This is a genomic window from Streptomyces sp. HUAS MS02 (assembly GCF_055702265.1).
This window is the reverse complement of the sequence record NZ_CM146747.1, coordinates 6,256,564-6,277,032: the sequence shown is the minus strand read 5'-3', so window position 1 is coordinate 6,277,032 and position 20,469 is coordinate 6,256,564. Positions and strand designations below refer to the sequence as shown.

At 71.4% G+C, this 20,469-nt stretch carries 18 protein-coding genes; 8 read left to right on the top strand and 10 right to left on the bottom strand.

From position 1 onward, the window contains the following. Nucleotides 1-34: 34 nt before the first annotated feature. The 4 genes from ACZ9QC_RS27050 to ACZ9QC_RS27035 form a co-directional block, all read right to left on the bottom strand. Nucleotides 35-2,950, bottom strand: coding sequence for a LamG-like jellyroll fold domain-containing protein (locus ACZ9QC_RS27050; RefSeq protein WP_472915489.1), 2,916 nt, complete (start codon nucleotides 2,948-2,950; stop codon nucleotides 35-37). Nucleotides 2,951-3,143: 193 nt separating this feature from the next. After that, nucleotides 3,144-4,829: a thiamine pyrophosphate-binding protein gene (locus ACZ9QC_RS27045; protein WP_472915488.1), complete on the bottom strand. Its 1,686-nt coding sequence runs from the start codon at nucleotides 4,827-4,829 to the stop codon at nucleotides 3,144-3,146. Nucleotides 4,830-4,863: 34 nt separating this feature from the next. After that, nucleotides 4,864-5,844, bottom strand: a complete 981-nt coding sequence (gene speB, locus ACZ9QC_RS27040; protein WP_472915487.1) for an agmatinase — start codon at nucleotides 5,842-5,844, stop codon at nucleotides 4,864-4,866. A 55-nt stretch (nucleotides 5,845-5,899) separates the two neighbouring features. Next, complete coding sequence (locus ACZ9QC_RS27035) at nucleotides 5,900-7,354, bottom strand: sodium:solute symporter family protein (RefSeq protein ID WP_472915486.1); 1,455 nt, start codon at nucleotides 7,352-7,354, stop codon at nucleotides 5,900-5,902. Between the two features lie 108 nt (nucleotides 7,355-7,462). Between ACZ9QC_RS27035 and ACZ9QC_RS27030 the strand changes: the two genes are divergently transcribed. The 3 genes from ACZ9QC_RS27030 to ACZ9QC_RS27020 all read left to right on the top strand — a co-directional run bounded on the left by ACZ9QC_RS27030 (nucleotide 7,463) and on the right by ACZ9QC_RS27020 (nucleotide 10,516). Beyond that, on the top strand, nucleotides 7,463-9,067 hold the full coding sequence (locus tag ACZ9QC_RS27030; protein WP_472915485.1) for a helix-turn-helix domain-containing protein: 1,605 nt from the start codon (nucleotides 7,463-7,465) through the stop codon (nucleotides 9,065-9,067). A gap of 44 nt (nucleotides 9,068-9,111) precedes the next feature. Next, nucleotides 9,112-9,660 (top strand): AAA family ATPase, encoded by a 549-nt coding sequence (locus tag ACZ9QC_RS27025; RefSeq protein ID WP_472915484.1) that lies wholly within the window; start codon nucleotides 9,112-9,114, stop codon nucleotides 9,658-9,660. Nucleotides 9,661-9,721: 61 nt separating this feature from the next. After that, nucleotides 9,722-10,516 carry a phosphatase gene (locus ACZ9QC_RS27020; RefSeq protein ID WP_472915483.1) on the top strand — a complete coding sequence of 265 codons (795 nt, stop codon included), beginning with the start codon at nucleotides 9,722-9,724 and terminating at the stop codon, nucleotides 10,514-10,516. Here the strand turns inward: ACZ9QC_RS27020 and ACZ9QC_RS27015 are convergent. The 4 genes from ACZ9QC_RS27015 to ACZ9QC_RS27000 form a co-directional block, all read right to left on the bottom strand. After that, nucleotides 10,503-11,420, bottom strand: a complete 918-nt coding sequence (locus tag ACZ9QC_RS27015; RefSeq protein WP_472915482.1) for an acyl-CoA thioesterase — start codon at nucleotides 11,418-11,420, stop codon at nucleotides 10,503-10,505. The genes ACZ9QC_RS27020 and ACZ9QC_RS27015 overlap by 14 nt on opposite strands. Nucleotides 11,421-11,455: 35 nt before the next feature. Continuing rightward, nucleotides 11,456-12,613 carry an acyl-CoA dehydrogenase family protein gene (locus ACZ9QC_RS27010; RefSeq protein ID WP_467296326.1) on the bottom strand — a complete coding sequence of 386 codons (1,158 nt, stop codon included), beginning with the start codon at nucleotides 12,611-12,613 and terminating at the stop codon, nucleotides 11,456-11,458. Nucleotides 12,614-12,831: 218 nt separating this feature from the next. Further along, complete coding sequence (locus ACZ9QC_RS27005) at nucleotides 12,832-13,506, bottom strand: maleylpyruvate isomerase family mycothiol-dependent enzyme (protein WP_472915481.1); 675 nt, start codon at nucleotides 13,504-13,506, stop codon at nucleotides 12,832-12,834. Between the two features lie 29 nt (nucleotides 13,507-13,535). Beyond that, nucleotides 13,536-14,045 carry a GNAT family N-acetyltransferase gene (locus ACZ9QC_RS27000; RefSeq protein WP_472915480.1) on the bottom strand — a complete coding sequence of 170 codons (510 nt, stop codon included), beginning with the start codon at nucleotides 14,043-14,045 and terminating at the stop codon, nucleotides 13,536-13,538. A 54-nt stretch (nucleotides 14,046-14,099) separates the two neighbouring features. Here ACZ9QC_RS27000 and ACZ9QC_RS26995 point away from each other — a divergent pair, with 54 nt between their 5' ends. Continuing rightward, entirely contained in the window at nucleotides 14,100-14,516 is a 417-nt protein-coding gene (locus tag ACZ9QC_RS26995; RefSeq protein ID WP_472915479.1) for an Lrp/AsnC family transcriptional regulator, read from the top strand. On the opposite strand, the gene ACZ9QC_RS26990 is transcribed toward ACZ9QC_RS26995, so the two are convergent. Then, the gene (locus ACZ9QC_RS26990; RefSeq protein WP_472915478.1) at nucleotides 14,509-14,889 is read right to left on the bottom strand and encodes a DoxX family protein; all 381 of its coding nucleotides are present in this window, start codon (nucleotides 14,887-14,889) and stop codon (nucleotides 14,509-14,511) included. The two genes, ACZ9QC_RS26995 and ACZ9QC_RS26990, sit on opposite strands and share 8 nt — an antisense overlap. Before the next feature lie 172 nt (nucleotides 14,890-15,061). Between ACZ9QC_RS26990 and ACZ9QC_RS26985 the strand changes: the two genes are divergently transcribed. The 3 genes from ACZ9QC_RS26985 (at nucleotide 15,062) to ACZ9QC_RS26975 (ending at nucleotide 17,532) form a co-directional block, all read left to right on the top strand. Next, nucleotides 15,062-15,535 (top strand): carboxymuconolactone decarboxylase family protein, encoded by a 474-nt coding sequence (locus tag ACZ9QC_RS26985; protein WP_472915477.1) that lies wholly within the window; start codon nucleotides 15,062-15,064, stop codon nucleotides 15,533-15,535. A 178-nt stretch (nucleotides 15,536-15,713) separates the two neighbouring features. Further along, nucleotides 15,714-16,634, top strand: a complete 921-nt coding sequence (locus ACZ9QC_RS26980) for an RNA polymerase sigma-70 factor (protein ID WP_472915476.1) — start codon at nucleotides 15,714-15,716, stop codon at nucleotides 16,632-16,634. Nucleotides 16,635-16,698: 64 nt separating this feature from the next. Next, nucleotides 16,699-17,532 carry an NAD(P)H-binding protein gene (locus ACZ9QC_RS26975; protein WP_472915475.1) on the top strand — a complete coding sequence of 278 codons (834 nt, stop codon included), beginning with the start codon at nucleotides 16,699-16,701 and terminating at the stop codon, nucleotides 17,530-17,532. Between the two features lie 607 nt (nucleotides 17,533-18,139). Here the strand turns inward: ACZ9QC_RS26975 and ACZ9QC_RS26970 are convergent. Next, entirely contained in the window at nucleotides 18,140-18,766 is a 627-nt protein-coding gene (locus ACZ9QC_RS26970) for an SACE_7040 family transcriptional regulator (protein WP_472915474.1), read from the bottom strand. 86 nt (nucleotides 18,767-18,852) lie between these two features. On the opposite strand from ACZ9QC_RS26970, the gene ACZ9QC_RS26965 reads away from it, so the two are divergent. Further along, nucleotides 18,853-20,469, top strand: coding sequence for a carboxyl transferase domain-containing protein (locus ACZ9QC_RS26965; RefSeq protein ID WP_472915473.1), 1,617 nt, complete (start codon nucleotides 18,853-18,855; stop codon nucleotides 20,467-20,469).

Below are 20,469 nucleotides of genomic sequence, written 5' to 3'. Positions count from 1 at the left end.
GGGGCGCCGCTGGTCGGTGGCGTACTGCCGCGGCTCAGCCGCGCGCCAGCCGGAAGATCTCGGTGCCGGACAACAGGCCGGGGGCGAGGCGTACGTCGTCGATGTCACCGGCGAAGGGGTCGGACCAGTCGGCGCCGTACTGGGCGCGGCCGATGTTGAGCCCCTTGGAGGCGTTCCAGACGTCGGTGACGGTGGCGCTGCCCTGCTCCTCGCCGTCGACGAAGAGCGTGAACTTCCGGGCCACCGGGTCGTAGGTCCCCGCCAGGTGGACCCACTGGTTCACGGTCGCGGGGCGCTCGCTGCTCGCCATGGCGCGTACGAGGTCGGAGTCCGCCGTGTCACTGATGTGCCGGCCGAAGATCCAGCGCTTGTAGGCGGTGGAGTAGTAGAGGTTGAAGCCGTTGCCCTGGCTGCCCGCCTGGCTGACCACCGAGATGTTCTTGGCCAGCGACGTGGGCCGCACCCACGCCGAGACCGTGAACGCCTGCCCGGTGTGCACGGCGGACCCGGCGAAGGCGTGGTCGGTGGTGCCGTTGAAACGCAGCGCCTTGTCAGCCGGGTCGCTCGCGGAGTTGTTGCCCGCGACCCAGTCGGCACCCTTCACGGTCAGCGTCCGGTTGTGGCCGGAGCTGTCGGGGGCCGTGGTTCCGGAGGTCTGGTCGAGGCCGTAGACGGCGGCGGCGCAGGTGTCGGCGAGGACGTCGGCGCAGGCGCGGGTGACGGTGAAGAAGTGCTTCTCCAGGGGACCACGGTTACCGGCCCGGTCCACGCTGCGGACGTAGAGCACGTTCGGCCCGAAGGTGCTGGTCGGCACCTCAATAGTGGCGTTGCCACCGAGAGCGGCCGGGTCGGCCTTGCGGGTCGGGGTGTCGTTGCCGAGGTCCCACTCGTAGAACTCGACGTCGTTCTTGAAGACCGAGTCGGAGTTGCCGTTCGCGGAGAGGGTGAAGTGCCGCTTGGCGCCCGCCGGAAGGTCGGCCTCGTCGGCGACGGGTTCGACGCGCGGCTTGGTGTCGGGCTTCTCCACGTCGACCACGAACTCGCACCAGTCGGACCACTCGGAGTACCCGGAGTCCTTGAGCTTGCCGGTCGAGCCGTCGTAGGTCTGGGCGTGCCACCGGTAACCGTGGCCGTGCTTCAGCTCCCTGACCGGGATCCCCCGCTCGAACTTGCCCTCGTTCTGCGGTCCGTCCTTGCCCTCGTAGACCATGGGCCGGCCTTCGACCTGGTCCCAGACCCGGAAGGTCGCGGTGAGGTTCTGGCCGGTGCCGTCGGTGTACGAGTCGGCGTCGGTGCCGGTGACGGACATGGTCGGGGTGGCGTCCCGGATCCACGGGCGCTTGGTGTTGTCGGTGGTGCAGGTCTTCTCGTCCGGATTGGTCAGCCGCTCACCGGTGGGCTTGTTCGGGCGGGTGTTGTACGTGATGACGAGCTTGGCGTTGTCACCCCGGAACCGCTTCCAGGAGTTCGGGTCGCCCTCGTCTGCAGCCCGCAGCGAGAACGCGATCGGGTCCTCACCCGCGGCCTTCCTGCGAACGGAGGAGGTGAGGTTCTCGTTGCTCTCGTCGGCGTTGTCCGCGAAGTCGACCCAGCTCGGCGGCGCGTCCGGACTGCAGCTCTCACCCCGGCCGTACGCGACGGTCTTGTCGACCATCAGGTCGCCGTCCTTGGGCTTGTTGTTCCAGTTGGTGGCGGAGTCGACACCACCCTCGGCGACCATGTGCAGGTTGACGGTGCTCTTGGTGCAGGAGAAGGAGAAGGTCTCGTAGACCTCGAAGACCGCCTTGGAGATGGTGCGGTTCTTCCAGCCGTCGGTGGAGAACTGGAAGTACATCCGGTTCGTGTACGGCGAGCCGCTGCACACGTAGTAGATGCCACCGATCGTGTCGGCCGAGCAGCGGCCGACACCCTCGTCCTTCTTGAACTTGTGGAACTCGGTACTCGGGTTGGCGCTGGACACGTACAGCCACTCGCTCTTCGACATCCCGGCCTCGGGGTCGATGTAGACCGGGAAGTCGGTGTCGGCGGCGGTGAGCAGGGCGCGGTCGGGCTCGACGGTGACGGCGGACGCGGAGACGTCGAGCGCCATGTCGGCGACCTTGGCGCCGGCGTCGGGAGCCTCCTGGGCGGGCGTGTCCGCGCCCGAGGCGGGGACGGCGCCGGCGGGGACCCCGGTGGTGGAGGAGTCCCACATCTTGGGTGCCTGACCGCCGAAGACCCGCTCGCCGGAGGCGTCCACGGCCTGGAGGCCACCGGTCGGGCCGGTGCCGAGGTCCAGGCCCTGCGACCGTACGGGCAGCCGCAGTTCGGCCAGTTCGGAGCTACTGGCCGCCTCGGGGGTCTTGACCTCCAGGACGTACGAGTAGCCCGTGACGGAGGCGCTCGCCAGCAGGTCCACGCCGGGGAGCACCTCGCGGTACTCGGCGGTGTCCCCGGAGAGGACCGGCTCGGGCAGTGGCGTGGGCCAGCTCAGCGTGAAGGACCTGCCCTCCTCGCCGAGGGTGACGAAGTCGGACGAGCCGGCCTTCGCGAAGGTGAGGTCGACGACGGCGGCCTTGGGGCCGACCGTGCCGTCCGGTCGGCGTTCGAGGGTCGCGTCGGCCCGCACCCACGTGCCGTCGGGACGCCGCACCCGCTGCGGCTGGACGCTGGTCTCGCTGGTCAGCGAGCCGTCCGGGTTGGCGTAGACGAGTTCGTCCTCGGCCCGCCGGTCGACGATCTCCACGGGCTCACCGGTCGCGGCGGCCTTCGCGAAGGCGGACGCCTCGGCGGCGTCGACGGGTGCGCCGTTCGTGGCAGGTTCTGTTGTGGAAGTGGTCGTAGTCGTGTTCGTGTTCGCGGTCGCACCGATGGCCGGTGTTCCCGCTGTCGCGGTGAGTACGACGGCGATGCCGAGCAGCACGCCGAGTTTTCGGGCAGCGCGAGGCCGCCTGTGCCAACGGGCGGTCATTCCCGTTGCTCCTTCCCCCGTGAGCTCCCCCGGAGCCCTTATGAAGTTTGTGTGACCGAACTGTGTGACAGTCGTGGTCCGTTGCAACCTAAAGTGGCGCCTGTGAATCCGGGAAGGAGGATTAAGTCGGACACATGGGCGATTCCCCGGGGGAATCACCAACTCCCGCTAAGTGATCTGCGTCACATGTGCGTCAGAGGTGCGTCGGCGCGAACATCCTCAGCACAGCCGGCAGGACCACCACCGAAGGGCCCGGTGTGGCAAGGGACTTGGTCAGGTCCGTGGTGAGGGTCTCGGGGGTCGTCCGGGTGCCCGGGACGCCGAAGGACTCCGCCAGTGCCACATAGTCCGGCCGGGTCAGTTCCGTGCCGGTGGTCTCCCCGAACGTGTCCGTCATGTACTCGCGCAGGATCCCGTACCCGCCGTCGTCGACGATCAGCCAGGTGACGTCGAGGTCGTACTGCCGGGCCGTGGCCAGTTCCGCGATCGAGTACAGCGCGCCGCCGTCGCCGGAGACGGCCAGCACCGGCTGGGTCGGGTCGGCCGCCGCCGCGCCGAGGGCCGCCGGGAACGCGTAGCCGAGGCCACCCGAACCCTGCGCCGAGTGCATGGTGTTGGGGCCCTTCGGGTCGAACGCCGACCAGGCCCAGTACGCCAGGATCGTCATGTCCCAGAAGGAGGGCGCACGGGGCGGAAGAGCCCGGCGGATGGACGCCAACAGGTCCTGTTCTAGGGTGAGTTGCTGGCCGTCGATACGTTCACGCACCCGCGCGAGCACCTCCCGCACCCGCTCCGGCGCCGACTCGTCCTCCCGCGTCCCCTCGATCGTCTCCAGCAGCGCCGTCAGCGCCAGGCGCGCGTCCGCGTGGATGCCGAGCGCGGGGTGGTTGGACTCCAGCTTCCCGAGGTCCGCCTCGATCTGGACCACCCGGCCGCGGGGCTTGAACGTGTGGTAGTTGGAGGAGAGTTCACCGAGGCCGGAGCCGACCACCAGCAGGACGTCCGCGTCCTCCAGGAAGTCCGTGGTGTGGCGGTCCTCGATCCAGGACTGGAGGGACAGCGGGTGCGTCCAGGGGAACGCGCCCTTGCCGCCGGGCGTGCAGACCACCGGCGCCTGAAGCACCTCCGCCAGCTGCCGCAGCTTGCCGGAGGCGTCCGCCCGGACGACCCCGCCGCCCGCGATGATCGCGGGACGCGCGGCGGACGACAGCAGGTGGGCGGCCACGGCGGTCAGTTCGGGGCGCGGGGGCAGCTCCTCCGGGAAGGCGTCGCCGCCCGTCACCACCGGGATCGGCGTCTCGGCGAGCAGCACGTCCTGCGGGATCTCCACCCACACCGGGCCGTGGGGGGCCGACAGCGCCGACTTCCAGGCCGCCTCGATCGCGGACGGGATCTGGGACTGGGTGCGGACGGTGTGGACGGACTTCACCACTCCCCGGAACGAGGCCGCCTGGTCGGGGAGTTCGTGCAGGTAGCCGTGGCGGCCGCCGCCCAGGCCCGCCGTCGGGACCTGGCTGCTGATCGCCAGGACGGGGGCCGAGGCCGCCGCGGCCTCCTGGAGCGCGGCCAGTGAGGTCAGCGCGCCCGGCCCGGTCGACAGCAGCAGCGGCGCCGCCTCCCCGGTGATCCGGCCGTACGCGTCCGCCGCGAACCCGGCGTTGTTCTCGACCCGCAGGCCGATGTAGCGCAGATCCGACCGCCGCAGCGCGTCGAACATGCCGAGAGCGTGCTGGCCGGGCAGCCCGAAGACCGTCGTCGCGCCGAGCCCGGCCAGTGTCTCCACGACCAGGTCCCCGCCGTTGCGGCCGGGGGGAGGGTTCAGCGCGGCCTCCGTCTGGGCGGCCGACGGGCGGAGTACCAGGTCGTGGTCGTGGGTCACTGCGCTGCCTTCTCCTTCTTCTCCTTGTCGCGGATCACTCGCCGGCGTTCTCCGTACGGGCCGCGGCGATCTGCCGGGACATGATCGTGGTGAGTTCGTACGCCGTGTGCGAGGCGGCCACCGCGGTGATCTCGGCGTGATCGTACGCGGGCGCCACCTCGACGACGTCGGCGGAGACCAGGTGGCAGGAGGAGAGGCCCCGCAGGATCTCGAGGAGTTCGCGGGAGGTCATGCCGCCCGCCTCCGGCGTCCCCGTGCCCGGCGCGTGGGCCGGGTCGAGGCAGTCGATGTCGATGGAGATGTACAGGGGGCGGTCCCCGATCCGCTGGCGCAGCTGGTCGGCGATCTCGTCCACCCCGCGCCGCATCACGTCCGCCGAGGTGACGATGCCGAAGCCCATCTTCTCGTCGTCGGTGAGGTCCTGCTTGCCATACAGCGGTCCGCGCGTGCCCACGTGGGAGAGGGCGGACGTGTCCAGGATCCCCTCCTCGACCGCCCGCCGGAACGGGGTGCCGTGCGTGTACTCGGCGCCGAAGTACGTGTCCCAGGTGTCGAGGTGCGCGTCGAAGTGGAGCAGCGCCACGGGGCCGTGCTTCTTGGCGACCGACCGCAGCAGCGGCAGGGCGATGGTGTGGTCGCCGCCGAGGGTCATCAGCCGGGCCCCGGTCCCGAGCAGCTCGTCCGCGGCCGCCTCGACCGTCTCCACCGCCTCGTTGATGTTGAACGGGTTGGCGGCGATGTCACCGGCGTCCGCGACCTGGGCGAGGGCGAAGGGGGAGGCGTCCTGGGCCGGGTTGTAGGGGCGCAGCAGCCGGGACGCCTCACGGATCGCGTTGCCGCCGAAGCGGGCGCCCGGCCGGTAGGAGACACCCGAGTCGAAGGGCACGCCCACGACCGCGACGTCGGCCCGGCCCACCTCGTCCAGGCGCGGCAGCCGGGCGTAGGTCGCGGGCCCGGCGTACCGGGGGACACGGGAGGAGTCGACGGGGCCGCGGGGCGTCTCGGTGCTGCTCATGGGGTGAAGCCTTCTTTCCTACGCTTCGTCGCGTATGTGGTGCTTGCTGACGACTCTACTGGTGAGTCGGTACGGGTTCGGTCACGAGTTCGGGGGTCCGCCCGGCCAGACGCTCGCGCCAGGCGTCGAGCACGGCGGCGTCGGTCGCCGGGGTCGCCAGGGAGACGGCGACGTACGCGGCCAGGGAGGAGAGCAGGCCGTAGTAGACGGGCTCGTTGGCGAGGATGCCGTGGGACGCCATCAGGCCGATGACCGCGAGGCCGCCGACGACCACCGAGGCGAGGGCGCCCTGAGCGGTGCCGCGCCGCCACAGCAGCCCGCCGAGGATCGGCACCAGGAGTCCGCCGACGAGGAGGTTGTACGCCACCGTCAGCGCCTCGACGACGTTGTTGAGGGCGATCGCCGTGCCGATGACGGCGACCCCCATGACGAGGATGAAGGCACGGTTGCCCCGTACCTCGTCGTGGTCGCCGTCGGCGGTCCTCCCCCGCAGCCGCGACCAGATGTCGTTGTTGGCGACGGTGGCGCAGGCGATGAGCGCGCCGGAGGAGGTCGACATCACGGCGGCCAGGGCGGCGGCGAGCACCAGCCCCCGTACGCCGAGGGGGAGTTCCTCCTTCACGACGGTCGCGAAGGCGTCGTCGGCGTTGGCCAGGTCGGGGAACAGCACCTTGGCCGCCGTGCCGATGACGGCGCCGGCGAGGGCGTAGGCCAGGCAGTAGGTGCCCGCGACCGTGCCGCCCCACTTGGCGGTGCGGTCGCTGCGGGCGGTGAACACGCGCTGCCAGATGTCCTGTCCGATGAGCATGCCGAACGTGTAGATCAGGACGTAGGTGAAGATCGTCTCGCCGCCGATGCCCAGCGGGTCGAAGTACGAGGTGGGGAGCGCGTCCCGCATCTCGCCGAACCCACCGGCTTTGACGACCGCGATGGGGAGCAGGAGCAGCAGCACACCGATCGTCTTCACCACGAACTGGACCATGTCCGTCAGCGTGATCGACCACATGCCGCCGAGCGTCGAGTAGGCGACGACGATCGAGCCGCCGAGGACGATCGCGAGCGTGCGGTTCATGTCGAACAGGACGTCGAAGATCGTGGCGTAGGCGATGGTCGAGGTGACGGCCAGCATGAGGGTGTACGCCCACATGACGAGCCCGGAGATCACTCCCGCCCGGCCGCCGTAGCGCAGGTCGAGCATCTCGGAGACCGTGTAGACCTTCAGCCGGGCGATCCGTGCCGAGAAGAAGACGGAGAGGGCGAGCAGCCCGAGCCCGATGGTGAACACCATCCACGCGCCGGACAGCCCGTACCGGTAGCCCAGCCCGACCCCGCCGATGGTGGAGGCACCGCCGAGGACGATGGCCGCCATGGTGCCGGAGTACATCGTCGGGCCGAGCCGGCGCCCGGCGACCAGGAACTCGCTCTTCGACCTGGCGCGGCGCATGCCCCACCAGCCCATGGCCAGCATCCCGGCCAGATAGAGGACGATCACGGTGTAGTCGACGGCCATGGTGAGAGGCCTCCTTCGCGCACGCTCGGTGGCGGGTGATGGGCACTGACACTAGGTGGCCGGAAAGCGACTGCGAAGTGTACGTTTCATCCATTGGAGCCGTGCCGGATGGAAGGAACGCACACCATGCCGGACCCGTCCGCCCCACCGACCCCGTCGGTCCCGCCCACCCCGCCCGTCCTCCTCTCGGCGCTGCTGGCCCGCGACGACCTGGGCCTGCGGCAGATCGCCGGGCCGGTGGACGCGGGCACGGCGGTCCACTGGGCGCACACCTCGGAGATGTCGGACCCGTATCCGTATCTGCTCGGCGGCGAGCTGCTGCTCACGGCCGGCGTCCACATCCCGGAGGCGGCCGGTTCGGGCACCTACTTCGACGACTACGTCTCGCGCATCGTCGCGGCGGGCGGCGCGGCCCTCGGCTTCGGCGTCGCCCCCGTCCACGACAGCGTCCCCAGGGCCCTGGTCGCGTCCTGCGACTCCTACGGCCTGCCCCTGATCGAGGTCCCGCCCCGGACGACCTTCTCGGGCGTGGCCCGCGCGGTCTGGCAGCTGATGGCCCTCGCCCGCCACGCCGAACTCCGCCGCGTGACAGAGGCCCAGCAGGCCCTGGCGGCAGCCGCGTCCCGCCCGGACCCGGTCCACGCGGTCCTGCGGCAACTGGCCCGCCGGGTCTCGGGCCGAGTCGTGCTGTACGGCCCGGACTGCACGGAAGTGGCGTCTGCGGGACGCGAGCCCGGGGAAGCGGTCCACCAAGGCCTGGCAGCCCTGGCGACCGTGGTCCGCCCAAGCCCCGAAAGGGGCGCGGGGAACTGCGCGACCAGCCCCCACGCACCCGCACCCGCCGACTCACCCCAATCCCCCACCCCTTCCCCGCGCAGCCCAACCCCCACCTCCGCCACGGACACCATCCACGGCACCCATCTCACCGCCTACGCCCTCACCCCCACAGCCCCCGCTTTCACCCTCGCCGTCGCCACCCCCCACCGCACCCCCGGCGACCACACCGTCGCCTCGGTCGCGGCGGTCCTCCTCTCCCTCCTCACCGGCGAACGCCAGATCGGCACCGGCGCGGCCCGCACCTCGGCCCTGGTCCGACTCCTGCTCGGCGCCGAACCGCAGGAGGCCGCGCCCCTCCTGGGCCCAGGCACCCACTGGCACGTCGTCCACGCCCGCCTCACCGACGGCACCCCCCGGCCGGAGGCCCTCGCCGCGGCCGCGCTCGGCGCCGCCCTCGGCTCGCCCTTGGTCGACGCCCACGGCGACGTCGTACGCGTCCTCGTCCCCGCCGACCGCGAGATCGCCGAGCAGCCGGGCTGGATCTGCGGCGTCAGCGCTCCCGCCGAGCCCCACACGTGGCCCGTCGCCGACGTGCAGGCGGCCCGCGCGCTGGCCCGCGCCAGGGCCACCCGGACGGCGCTGGTCCGGCACGGGCTCCCGACGACGCTGGCCCAACTCGTGCCGCCGGACGAGGCGACCGCCCACGCCGAGGCCCTCCTGGCCCCGGTCACCGCCGCCCCCGGCGCCGCCGCGCTCACCGAGACCCTGCGCACCTGGCTGTCCCTGCACGGCAGTTGGGACCGCACGGCCGTGGCCCTGTCCGTCCACCGCAACACGGTCCGCCAACGCGTCGGCCGCTGCGCCACGTTGCTGGCGGTGGACCTCGACGACCCGGACATCCGCATGGAGTTGTGGTTCGCACTGCGGGACGGGTGAGCGACGCCGGGTAAGAAAGCTTCCGGGAACCTAGCCTGGGCGGCATGCGCAGATACGTACTCACCGGCACACCCGGCGCGGGCAAGACGACCCTCCTGCGGGGCCTCGCCGCACGCGGTCGCACGGTCGTCGAGGAGGCCGCCACCGATGTCATCGCGTGGGCACAGGCGCACGGCGAGGACGAGCCGTGGACCCGGGAGTCGTTCGTCGACGAGATCGTCGGGCTGCAGAGGGAGCGGCAGTTGGCGGCCCCGCCGACCGACCACGTCCAGCTGTACGACCGTTCACCACTGTGCACGCTCGCGCTCGCCACCTACCAGGGCCGCGTGCCGTCCCCTGCGCTGACCGCCGAGGTGGAGCGGGTCACCACCCAAGGCGTCTACGAGCGGCAGGTGTTCTTCGTCCGCAACCTGGGGTTCTGCGAGCCCACCGCCGCACGCCGCATCAGTTTCCGGCAGTCGCTGGAGTTCGAGCGGATCCACGAGGACGTCTACCGCGCCTTCGGCCACGAGCTCGTCGAGGTTCCCGCCGGTGACCTCGCCCGACGGATCGCCACGGTCGAGGCGGTGCTCCCCGAACGCCGTGCGGAGTGACGCGGGTCGCAGCGGGCGGGACGCCCGCGACTCCCGCTGTCGTCTGCCTCACAATGGACGCATGCCGATATCCGGGACCCCCAGCCGCACCGAGCTCGTCGAGCACCTCGTACGGACGCGTATCGCGGGCGACGTCGCCACGCCGCGCGAGAACAACCTCTCCCACTACCGCGAACTGGCCAACGGCAACCGCCACTACTGGCTCGGCCTGGAGCTCGGGGACCGCTGGAGCGACGAGCAGGACGTGCTGGCCGTGATGGCGGAGCGCGTCGGCGTGAACGACGACCCGGGGCACCGCTACGGCCAGGACACCATCGACCCGGATCTGACCGTCGACGCGCTGGAGCGCATGGCGGCGCGGCTGCGCAAGGCGGCCGAGGGCGGGCAGCGCGTCCTGCTGGCCACCGGGCACCCCGGCGGCCTGCTGCAGGTGCACCACGAGACCGCGCGGGCGCTGCGCGCGGCCGGCTGCGAGATCGTCGTCATCCCGGACGGCCTGCAGACGGAGGAGGGGTACGTCATGCAGTTCGCGGACGTGGCCGTCCTCGAACACGGCGCCACCCTGTGGCACACCCACTCCCCCGAGCCGATGCGCGCCATCCTGCGGGGCCTGGAGGGTGCCGGGCTGCCGCTGCCGGACCTGGTCGTCGCCGACCACGGCTGGGCGGGCTGCGCCGGCCAGCTCGGCATCGACTCCGTCGGGTACGCGGACTCCAACGACCCGGCCCTCTTCCTCGGCGAGTCCGAGGGCACCCTCCAGGTCGTGGTGCCCCTGGACGACCACGTGGTCAGCCCGCGCCACTACGACCCGATGTCGGCGTACCTGCTGGAGCAGGCGGGGCTCAGCGAGGCGTAGCCCCGGGCTGCCCCGGCTCCGCCGGCTCTTTCGGCCGCCCCTTCGGGACGCGGACGACACCCTCCTGGATCACGGAGATCGCGAGCCGGCCGTCCTGGGTGTAGATCCGGCCCTGGCCGAGGCCCCGGCCGGCCGCCGCCGACGGTGACTCCTGGTCGTACAGGAGCCATTCGTCGGCGCGGAAGGGCCGGTGGAACCACATGGCGTGGTCGAGCGAGGCGCCGACGACGTCCCCGACGGCCCAGCCGCCGCGTCCGTGTGCGAGCAGGATCGAGTCGAGCAGCGTCATGTCGGAGACGTAGGTGGCGAGCACGACGTGCAGCAAGGGGTCGTCGTCGAGCTTGCCGTTGGCGCGGAACCAGACCTGGGAGTGGGGTTCGCGGGGCTCGCCGTAGCGGCCGTAGGGCGGGTCCTCGACGTGACGCAGGTCGACGGCGGCCCGGGCCTCCAGCATCTTCTCCACCACGGCCGGGTCGAGGCCGTACGCCGGGAGGCGTTCCTCGGCGGTGGGGAGGGTCTCCGGGTCGGGCGCGGCGGGCATCGGGGCCTGGTGGTCGAGGCCGTCCTCGTACCGCTGGAAGGACGCGGAGAGGGCGAAGATCGGCTGGCCGTGCTGGACGGCGACGACGCGGCGCGCGGTGAAGGAGCGGCCGTCGTTCATCCGCTCCACGGTGTAGACGATGGGCGCGCCGGCGTCGCCGATGCGCAGGAAGTACGCGTGGAGGGAGTGCGGCAGCCGGTCGGCGGGGACCGTCCGCCCGGCCGCGACCAGCGCCTGGGCCGCGACCTGCCCGCCGAAGACCCGGGGGACGATGGCGGGCCGGGACTGGCCGCGGAAGATGTTCTCCTCGATCTGCTCCAGGTCGAGCAGATCGAGGAGAGACTGAAGTGCGGGCTGACTCATGGGGTCAGTTGTACTGTGCAGCGGTTTCCGGTGCCTTACAGGCCCATGTCCTTGGCGATGATCGTCTTCATGATCTCGCTGGTGCCGCCGTAGATGCGGTTGACGCGGTTGTCCGCGTACAGGCGGGCGATCGGGTACTCGTTCATGAAGCCGTAGCCGCCGTGCAGCTGGAGGCAGCGGTCGATGACGCGGTGGGCGACCTCGGTGCAGAACAGCTTGGCGCTGGCGGCCTCGGCGGGCGTCAGCTCACCGGCGTCGAGGGCCTCCGTGGCGCGGTCGGCGACGGCCTCGGCCGCGTCGACCTCGGCCTGGCAGGCGGCCAGCTCGAACTTGGTGTTCTGGAAGGCGGCGACGGGCTGGCCGAAGACGACGCGCTCCTGCACGTACTGCTTGGCGAACCGTATGGCCGCCTTGGCCTGCGCGTAGGCGCCGTAGGCGATGCCCCAGCGCTCGGAGGCGAGGTTGTGGCCGAGGTAGTAGAAGCCCTTGTTCTCCTCGCCGAGGAGGTCCTCGACGGGCACCTTGACGTCGACGAACGCCAGCTCGGCGGTGTCGGAGGTCTTCAGGCCGAGCTTGTCGAGCTTGCGGCCGACCGAGTAGCCCTCGGCCTTGGTGTCCACGACGAAGAGGGAGATGCCGTGGCGGCGGTCCTCCTTGGTCGGGGCGGCCGTACGGGCGCACACGATCATGCGGTCGGCGTGGACGCCGCCGGTGATGAACGTCTTGGCGCCGTTGAGGACGTAGTGCGTGCCGTCCTCGGAGAGCTTGGCGGTGGTGCGCATGCCCGCGAGGTCGGAGCCGGTGCCCGGCTCGGTCATCGCGATGGCCCACATCTCCTCGCCGGAGCAGAACTTCGGCAGGTAGCGCTTCTTCTGCTCGTCGGTGGCGAGCAGCTTGATGTAGGGCAGGCCGAGCAGCACGTGCACGCCGGAGCCGCCGAAGGTGATGCCCGCGCGGGCGGTCTCCTCGTACAGGACGGCCTCGAACTTGTAGGAGTCGATGCCGGCGCCGCCGTACTCCTCGTCGACGCGAATGCCGAAGACGCCGAGCTCGGCGAGCTTGTAGTAGAACTCGCGCGGCGCCTGGCCCGCGGCGAGCCACTCGTCGTAGACGGGCACGACCTCGGCCTCGATGAAGGCACGGAGGGTCTCCCGGAACGCCTCGTGATCCTCGTTGAACACCGTACGGCGCACGCCGTCACCTCCACTGAGTGCTTTCGGATGTGCCCAGCGCCCCACCGGACGCAATCCGAGTCGGCTAAGCGCTTGCTCAGGCAACCGTACCGGCGGGTAGAGAAGCCCGTCCAGAACCTCCCCCCGTAACGCTCGTCACGCTGCCCGCACCACTCCGGCGACCGCGCGGCCACAGCCCCGTGCACCGCCACCGAGAACGGCGTGGTCACCAGGCCCGTTCACGCTGGGGGGTGAGGCGGCCAGGGTCCGAGGACAGGCAGCTCCGCCGCCGCCACCGGTGAGACCGCGGGCGTACGTCCGGCCGGCCAGGCCGCCAGGTCGCGCACGCGTCCGGTCACCGCCACGCCCGGCGGCCCGTCGCCGACGGACCAGTGGCGGCCCACATCCTCGGGATGCACGCGCGTGCCTGCCGGAAGACGGCCGAGGAGGAAGTCGATGGCGTGTGCGGCCAGGTCCTCGGGCCAGTCGTCCGGCCGCACGCCGAGTTCCAGATCGACCATGTGGATCCATGCCTCGCGCCAGCGTGCGAAGACGGTGGCGGCAAGGTCCGCGTTGCGGAACGTGACGGGCCGGCTCCAGTCCATGTCGGTGGCGCGCGCCCAGGACGCCTCCAGCCCGGCCGTGTGCGCGGCGAGTCGCGCGCGGTGCTCGGCCGCGCTTCGGCCCGCCGCCGCCTCGATGATCGCGTTGCGCTCGTCGACCCCGCCGTCGTAGCCCGCCACGAGTTCACCGCGCAGGGCGTGGTCCGCGAGACGGGCGAACATGCGCGCGTTGTCGGCGAGATGCGCCAGGACGTGACCGCGCGACCAGCCCGGAAGGGCGGACGCCTCGGCGACCTGCTGGTCGCTCAGCCCGGCTACGAGCCCCTCCAAGGTCTGGTGGGCTTCGATCACAGTTGCGACAGGAGGTTGCATGAAGCGTCCTACAGGGCCGGGGCCCGGTCGGGGCCCGCCGGAGCCTGGACAGCGAGTTCCCTGAGCGGATCACCGCTCAGCCGGCATACCGTCCACTCGTCGAGCAGCTCCACGCCGAGCGACTTGTAGAAGTCGATGGTCGGTTCGTTCCAGGCCAGGACCCACCACTCGAAACGCTCGTAGCCGTTGTGCTGACAGATCGCGGCCAGTGAGGCGAGCAGCGCCTTGCCGTGGCCTCCGCCTCGGGCGTGCGACCGAACGTAGAGATCCTCCAAGTGCATCCCGCGCGTGCCGGTCCAGGTCGAAAAGCGGGTGAACCACAGGGCGAAACCCACGATCCGCCCCGTCTCGTCGTCCTCGGCGATCAGGACGGAAGCAGCCGGATCCGCTCCGAACAGCGCCTCGCGAAGCTGTTCCTCGGTCGCTCGGGCCTGCTCAACAGCCCGTTCGTACTCAGCGAGTTCACGGATCATCGCGCGGATCTCCGTGATGTCGTCCACAGTGGCGGCCCGGATCATGCCAGAGATCATCAGCCACCGCGCCGAACCCTGTCCAACCGCCCTACCCGCGGCATGGACGCGAACTCGGATATCGAGCCGGCACGACGGGTGAACCTGAGCGCGTCGGCGACCAGGGAGCGGGTGCGCCGGCTCGAGGAGGCCGAGGTGATCACGGGGTACCGCGCTGAGGTGAACCCGGAGCGGACCGGTCACCCGGTGACGGCGGTGGTCCGGCTCAAGTACCCGGGGCCGGGAACCCGGCACCAGCCGCTGCGCCGACTGCTGGAGGAGCGCCCGGAGATCCTGGAGTGCCTGCGCACCACCGGAGACGACTCCTACGTCATGAAGGTGGCGGCCACGTCGATGGCCCACCTGGAGGAGCTCGTCGACGAGCTGGCCGAGTTCGGGAGCACCACCACCAACCTCGTCCTCGGCCGGACGCTCCCGTTGCGCGGCCCGGGAATGCCTCGGGGTGACACCGTCAGGTGAAGGACTCGGGGCCGAAACGGCCCCATGCGACGAAGGCGGCCAGGGCGAGGTAGATCAGGTCGCCGGCGATCGTGGCCTTCTCGCCACGGCGCAGACGCATGGTGACCGCGCAGGCGAACAGCAGAACAAGTCCGGTCGCGGCCAACGGCACCAGCACCGGCGCGATGTCGAGCACCGCGGGCAGCGTCAGGCCGACCGCAGCCACCAGCTCGACGGCGCCGATGGCCTTGAGAGCGCCGGGGCTGAACTCCAGGACCCACTGCGCGGAGGAGCCCAACGTGGCCAGCTTCTCCTGCGGCACGAACATCTTGGAGCTGCCCACCAGGCAGACAGCGGCGAGCACCCCAGCGGTGATCCACAGCGCGACGTTCATCGTCAACTCCCTGATCGAGGACTTCCGTACCCGAGACGAGGCAGCGACTCGGCCTGTGACATGCCCCAACCGGGACAGCGGAGAGACGTGGGTCACAGCGTTCCGTGTCACAGGAGTGAGGACCGCCTCGTCCTGGGGGTGGAAGCAGCGACGAACACGGAGGAGCAACACGATGGACGCGCGATTGAACTACTTCGCCAACCCGGCCGCCGGCAAGGCCCTCAAGTACTTCATGTCGGCCGGCCGGGAGCTGAAGGAATCGCCGCTGCCGGCCACGACGCAGGAGTTGGTGGCGCTGCGCGTGAGCCAGATCAATGGCTGCGCGGTCTGCATCGACATGCACACCAAGGAAGCCGCCGCGGCCGGCGAGACGCCGGTGCGGCTGAACCTGATCGCGGCCTGGCGGGAAGCGACGGTCTTCACCGCGGCCGAGCGCGCCGCACTGGAGCTGGCGGAGCAGGGAACCCGGGTCGCGGACGCGGCCACCGGGGTCAGCGACGAGGTGTGGGCCCGCGCCGCTCAGCACTACGACGCCGAGCAGCTCACGGCCCTCGTGCTGCTGGTCTCGTTCATGAACACGGTGAACCGACTGAACATCATCACCCAGCAGCCGGCCGGCGACTACCGGGTCGGCCAGTTCCACTGAACCACCACCGCACCCTGACCCAGGTCAGGCCCGCCGGGGCCTGGACGCCGTGGTCAAGGCGGGCAGGGCGGTCGCGGTACGCGCGTTGTCCGCTCCGCCCACACATTGAATGATCTTCGAAGGATGCCTCGTCGGCGCGGGTCCGGCCGGGCACACAGACCGCACAGGGGGAGTCGGCGTGGGCAAGGTCGAGGAGTTCGAGGAACTGCGGCCGCTGCTGTTCTCGATCGCGTACCGGATCCTGGGCAGCGTGGGCGAGGCGGAGGACGCGGTGCAGGAGACCTGGCTCCGCTACGACGCCTCGACCACCCGGCCCGCGTCGGCCAGGGCGTTCTTGTCGGCCACGGTGACCCGGATCGCCATCGACGTGCTGCGCTCCGCCCGGGTGCGGCGGGAGAAGTACGTCGGACCGTGGCTCCCCGAGCCGCTGCTGGACGATCCGTACCAGGACCCGGCCCGCGCGGCGGAGCTGGCCGACTCGGTGTCCATGGCAGCGCTGCTGCTCCTGGAGCGGCTCAGTCCGCTGCAGCGGTCGGTGTTCGTGCTGCGGGAGGTCTTCGCCTTCGGCTTCGACGAGATCGCCGCCGCGGTGGGGCGCTCGGAGGCGGCGTGCCGGCAGCTGCTCGTACGGGCACGCCGCCACATGCACGAGGGACGGCCCCGGTTCGAAGCGGACCGCCAGGAGCGGCAGGAGCTGGCGAGACGGTTCTTCGAGGCACTGACGCAGGGAGACGTGGACGGACTGCGGAATCTGCTGTCCGCCGACGTCCAGCTCGTCGGGGACGGCGGTGGCAAGGCGCCGCAGCTGGCCAGGTCCGTCACCGGCGCCGAGAACGTGGCCAGGCTGCTCGCCACCGTCCACCCGCTCATGGCCCGGAGCGGCATCACGTTCGAACCGCACGAGGTCAACGGCCAGCCGGGCGCGCGCTTCCGCGACCGCGACGGCAAGATCCTCCACATCCTCGCCCTCGACACACTCGACGGGCAGATCCAGACGGTCCACGCGGTCATCAACCCCGACAAGCTCAGCCACCTCGGCCCGGTCGCCGACGCCTGGGCCGTCGACCGGGAAGTGAAGCAGGCCCGTAGAACCCAGTGATCTCCCGACCAGCGATCACCACCGCGCAAGAGCGACTTTCGACACTCCCACGAGAGGTTCAGTCATGATCCTGATCACCGGGGCCACCGGCGTCGTCGGCCGGGAAACCGTCCGCCTCCTGGTCGAGGGGGGAGCGGAAGTCGCCGCTGTCACCCGCGACCCGCACGCCCAATTCCCCGCGGGGACACAGCTCGTCCACCCCGCGAAGGTTCCCACCCTCGACGGCGTGGAGGCCATCCTGCTCAGCCCGCGTGCCGCCGGTCCCACCGCTGTCGACCTGCTGGCCCGCGCCCGCGAGACGGGTGCGGCAAGGGTGGTCGTGCTGTCCGCCGTGACCGTGCAGTACCCGGCCGGGCACGCGCGCTTCCGGCAGCAGTTCCACGCGGTCGAGGACATCGCCCGGGGAAGCGGCCTGGACTGGACGATCCTGCGCTGCGCCGATTTCGCCGCCAACACCCTGGCCTGGGCCGGGCAGATCCGGGCGACCGGGACCGTGCGGGGGGCATACCCGCAGGCGAGGACCTCGACCGTCGACGAGCGTGACATCGCCGCGGTGGCCGCCCTCGCCCTGACCCGCCCGCCGCACCGCGGTCAGACGTACCTGCTCACCGGAGAGCAGTCGCTGAGTCAGCCGGAGAAGGTCGCCGCGCTCGGTGCGGCGCTCGACCGGACGCTGTCCTTCAGCGAGGCCGCACCGGACGAGATCCGCCGCGGCATGCTCGCCGCCGGCCTGCCCGACGAGGTACCCGACCGGCTGCTCGGCTCGCTGGCCGACTACGCCCGCGAAGCGGGGCCCACCAGCGACACCGTGCGGCGGCTGCTGGGCCGCCCGGCACGCACGTACGCCACCTGGGCGCAAGACCACCGAGCCGCCTTCACCGCGGGAGGACTTCGATGAAACTGACGACCGTGGCCGCCACCGGCGGTATCGGACGGCACCTGGTCTAGCAGACGGTAACCGGCGGGCACGACGTCACGGCCGTGGCCCGCCTCCCCCGTGGGCTGCCGGGTGAGGCCCGGACGGTCGCCGTCGACCTCACCCGCCCCGACATGCGCACGCTCGCCGCGACGGTACGCGACGCCGACGCCGTACTGTCCGCTTGGCCCGCGAAGGTTGCCGGCCGAGCGTGCACGCGTCCGGCACCGGCAGGACCGAGGCCGCCCGGCGACGAACGCACCGGCAAGGGGGAGCCCTGCACTCCCAACAGTCGGCTCCCACGCAACGGTCGACCAGGCCATCGTGGACGCCTGGCGCATCCTCGCCCCCGAGATCCACCCGACGCCGAAGACCACGAAACACGTCGGCGCACCCAGGTCGTCATCGGCCGCACCGGCCGCGTGCCGTCACCCGATCGGCCGAGGGCGACGAACGGCGCCAGGTGCGCGCTCGTCGAAGGGCGGGTCGCGGATCATCCTGGCGGCGGGAAACCGGTCGTCGGCCCGGCAGCCCGCGACAGCCACCGGGTGATCATTCGGGGTGGCTCCCGCCTGGCCGTGGGCACCCGTCAGAGCGCGCGAGGTGGAGAGTCATCCCCTCCCTGCGCGGCAGCGGCCCCGAACGCCCCCCGCGCCATCCGGTGCAGCAGCTCCGCGGTGGCCGTGCGGCCCGGGAGGGGGCCGGGGCGGCCCAGGTGCGGCGTGGAGTTCAGCAGGCCGAAGACCGAGTGCACGGCGGAGCGGGCGGCGGGCTCCGCGAGGCCCGGGTGGACCTCGCGCACCACCTGCACCCACAGCTCGACGTACTGGCGCTGGAGCTGGCGGACCAGCTTGCGGTCGCTGTCGCGGAGGCGGTCAAGCTCACGGTCGTGCAGGGTGATCAGGGGGCGGTCGTCCAGGGCGAAGTCGATGTGCCCCTCGATGAGCGAGTCGAGGACCGCCTCGGCCGGCCCCCCGTCGGCCTCCGCCAGCCGCCGCTTCGCGCCCGTCAGGAGCTGCCCGCTGATGCCGACCAGCAGCTCGGCGAGCATCGCGTCCTTGCCGGCGAAGTGACGGTAGAGGCCGGGACCGCTGATCCCCACGGCGGCGCCTATCTCGTCGACGCCGACCCCGTGGAAGCCTCGCTCGGCGAACAGCCGCGCGGCCTCCTTGAGGATCTGCTCGCGACGGGTGGGGGCGTCGGTTCTGGTGGTCATGGGAGCAATTCTAGACAGGGAGGTTAGCGGTCGTTAACCTGAAGGAAATGCGTTAACGCTCATTAACAAGGTGAGGGGTTCGCAGGATGCACGAGGCACCGGAGCTTCACAGCGCGGCCGATCCCGCGTCGGAAGCCTGGCGGGCCAACGAGGAGGCCCACCGCGCGCTGGTGGACGAGCTGCGCGGCAAGCTCGCCGCCGCCCGGCTCGGCGGCGGCGAGAAGGCGCGCGCCCGGCACACCGCGCGCGGCAAGCTGCTGCCGCGCGACCGGGTCGACACCCTCCTCGACCCCGGCTCCCCGTTCCTGGAGCTGGCGCCCCTGGCCGCCGACGGGATGTACGAGGGGCAGGCACCGGCGGCGGGGGTGATCGCCGGGATCGGCCGGGTCGGCGGTCGCGAGTGCGTGGTCGTCGCCAACGACGCCACCGTCAAGGGCGGCACCTACTACCCGATGACGGTGAAGAAGCACCTGCGCGCGCAGGAGGTGGCCCTGGAGAACCGGCTGCCCTGCCTCTACCTCGTCGACTCGGGCGGCGCCTTCCTGCCCATGCAGGACGAGGTCTTCCCCGACCGGGAGCACTTCGGCCGGATCTTCTACAACCAGGCGCGGATGTCGGGGGCGGGCATCCCGCAGATCGCCGCCGTGCTGGGGTCGTGCACGGCGGGCGGCGCGTACGTGCCCGCCATGAGCGACGAGGCCGTGATCGTCCGGGGGCAGGGGACCATCTTTCTCGGCGGCCCGCCCCTGGTGAAGGCCGCCACCGGTGAGGTCGTCACCGCCGAGGAGCTGGGCGGCGGCGAGGTGCACGCGCGGATCTCGGGGGTCACCGACCACCTCGCGGAGAGCGACGCCCACGCCCTGCGCATCGTGCGGACCATCGTCTCCACCCTGCCCGCCCGGGGTCCGCTGCCCTGGTCGGTCGAGCCGGCCGTCGAGCCCAAGGTCGACCCGTACACGCTGTACGGCGCGGTGCCGGTCGACTCCCGCACCCCGTACGACGTCCGCGAGGTCATCGCGCGCGTGGTCGACGGCTCGCGGTTCGCGGAGTTCAAGGCGGAGTTCGGGCAGACCCTGGTCACCGGCTTCGCACGGATCCACGGGCACCCGGTCGGGATCGTCGCCAACAACGGCATCCTCTTCTCCGAGTCCGCCCAGAAGGGCGCCCACTTCATCGAGCTGTGCGACCAGCGCGGCATCCCGCTGGTCTTCCTGCAGAACATCTCCGGCTTCATGGTCGGCCGGGACTACGAGGCCGGGGGCATCGCCAAGCACGGCGCCAAGATGGTGACGGCGGTGGCCTGCACCCGCGTCCCCAAGCTGACGGTCGTCGTCGGCGGCTCGTACGGCGCGGGCAACTACTCGATGTGCGGCCGGGCGTACTCGCCGCGCTTCCTGTGGATGTGGCCGAACGCCAAGATCTCCGTGATGGGCGGCGAGCAGGCCGCGTCCGTCCTCGCGACCGTGAAGCGGGACCAGCTGGAGGCACGCGGCGAGGAGTGGGCGGCCGAGGACGAGGAGTCCTTCAAGGACCCGATCCGCGCCCAGTACGAGCGCCAGGGCAACGCCTACTACGCCACCGCCCGGCTCTGGGACGACGGGGTCATCGACCCCCTCGACACCCGCCAGGTCCTGGGCCTCGCCCTGACCGCCTGTGCCAACGCGCCCCTGGGTGACCCCCAGTTCGGCGTCTTCCGGATGTGA

Excerpts from the sequence above, each read along its gene's own strand:
- ACZ9QC_RS27015 (WP_472915482.1), bottom strand. The coding sequence starts at position 11,420 with ATGAGTCAGCCCGCACTTCAGTCTCTCCTCGATCTGCTCGACCTGGAG.
- ACZ9QC_RS27035 (WP_472915486.1), bottom strand. The coding sequence starts at position 7,354 with ATGGCCGTCGACTACACCGTGATCGTCCTCTATCTGGCCGGGATGCTG.
- ACZ9QC_RS27020 (WP_472915483.1), top strand. The coding sequence starts at position 9,722 with ATGCCGATATCCGGGACCCCCAGCCGCACCGAGCTCGTCGAGCACCTC.
- speB (WP_472915487.1), bottom strand. The coding sequence starts at position 5,844 with ATGAGCAGCACCGAGACGCCCCGCGGCCCCGTCGACTCCTCCCGTGTC.
- ACZ9QC_RS26970 (WP_472915474.1), bottom strand. The coding sequence starts at position 18,766 with ATGACCACCAGAACCGACGCCCCCACCCGTCGCGAGCAGATCCTCAAG.
- ACZ9QC_RS27030 (WP_472915485.1), top strand. The coding sequence starts at position 7,463 with ATGGAAGGAACGCACACCATGCCGGACCCGTCCGCCCCACCGACCCCG.
- ACZ9QC_RS26985 (WP_472915477.1), top strand. The coding sequence starts at position 15,062 with ATGGACGCGCGATTGAACTACTTCGCCAACCCGGCCGCCGGCAAGGCC.
- ACZ9QC_RS26995 (WP_472915479.1), top strand. The coding sequence starts at position 14,100 with ATGGACGCGAACTCGGATATCGAGCCGGCACGACGGGTGAACCTGAGC.
- ACZ9QC_RS26990 (WP_472915478.1), bottom strand. The coding sequence starts at position 14,889 with ATGAACGTCGCGCTGTGGATCACCGCTGGGGTGCTCGCCGCTGTCTGC.
- ACZ9QC_RS27000 (WP_472915480.1), bottom strand. The coding sequence starts at position 14,045 with ATGATCCGGGCCGCCACTGTGGACGACATCACGGAGATCCGCGCGATG.
- ACZ9QC_RS26975 (WP_472915475.1), top strand. The coding sequence starts at position 16,699 with ATGATCCTGATCACCGGGGCCACCGGCGTCGTCGGCCGGGAAACCGTC.
- ACZ9QC_RS27050 (WP_472915489.1), bottom strand. The coding sequence starts at position 2,950 with ATGACCGCCCGTTGGCACAGGCGGCCTCGCGCTGCCCGAAAACTCGGC.
- ACZ9QC_RS26965 (WP_472915473.1), top strand. The coding sequence starts at position 18,853 with ATGCACGAGGCACCGGAGCTTCACAGCGCGGCCGATCCCGCGTCGGAA.
- ACZ9QC_RS27025 (WP_472915484.1), top strand. The coding sequence starts at position 9,112 with ATGCGCAGATACGTACTCACCGGCACACCCGGCGCGGGCAAGACGACC.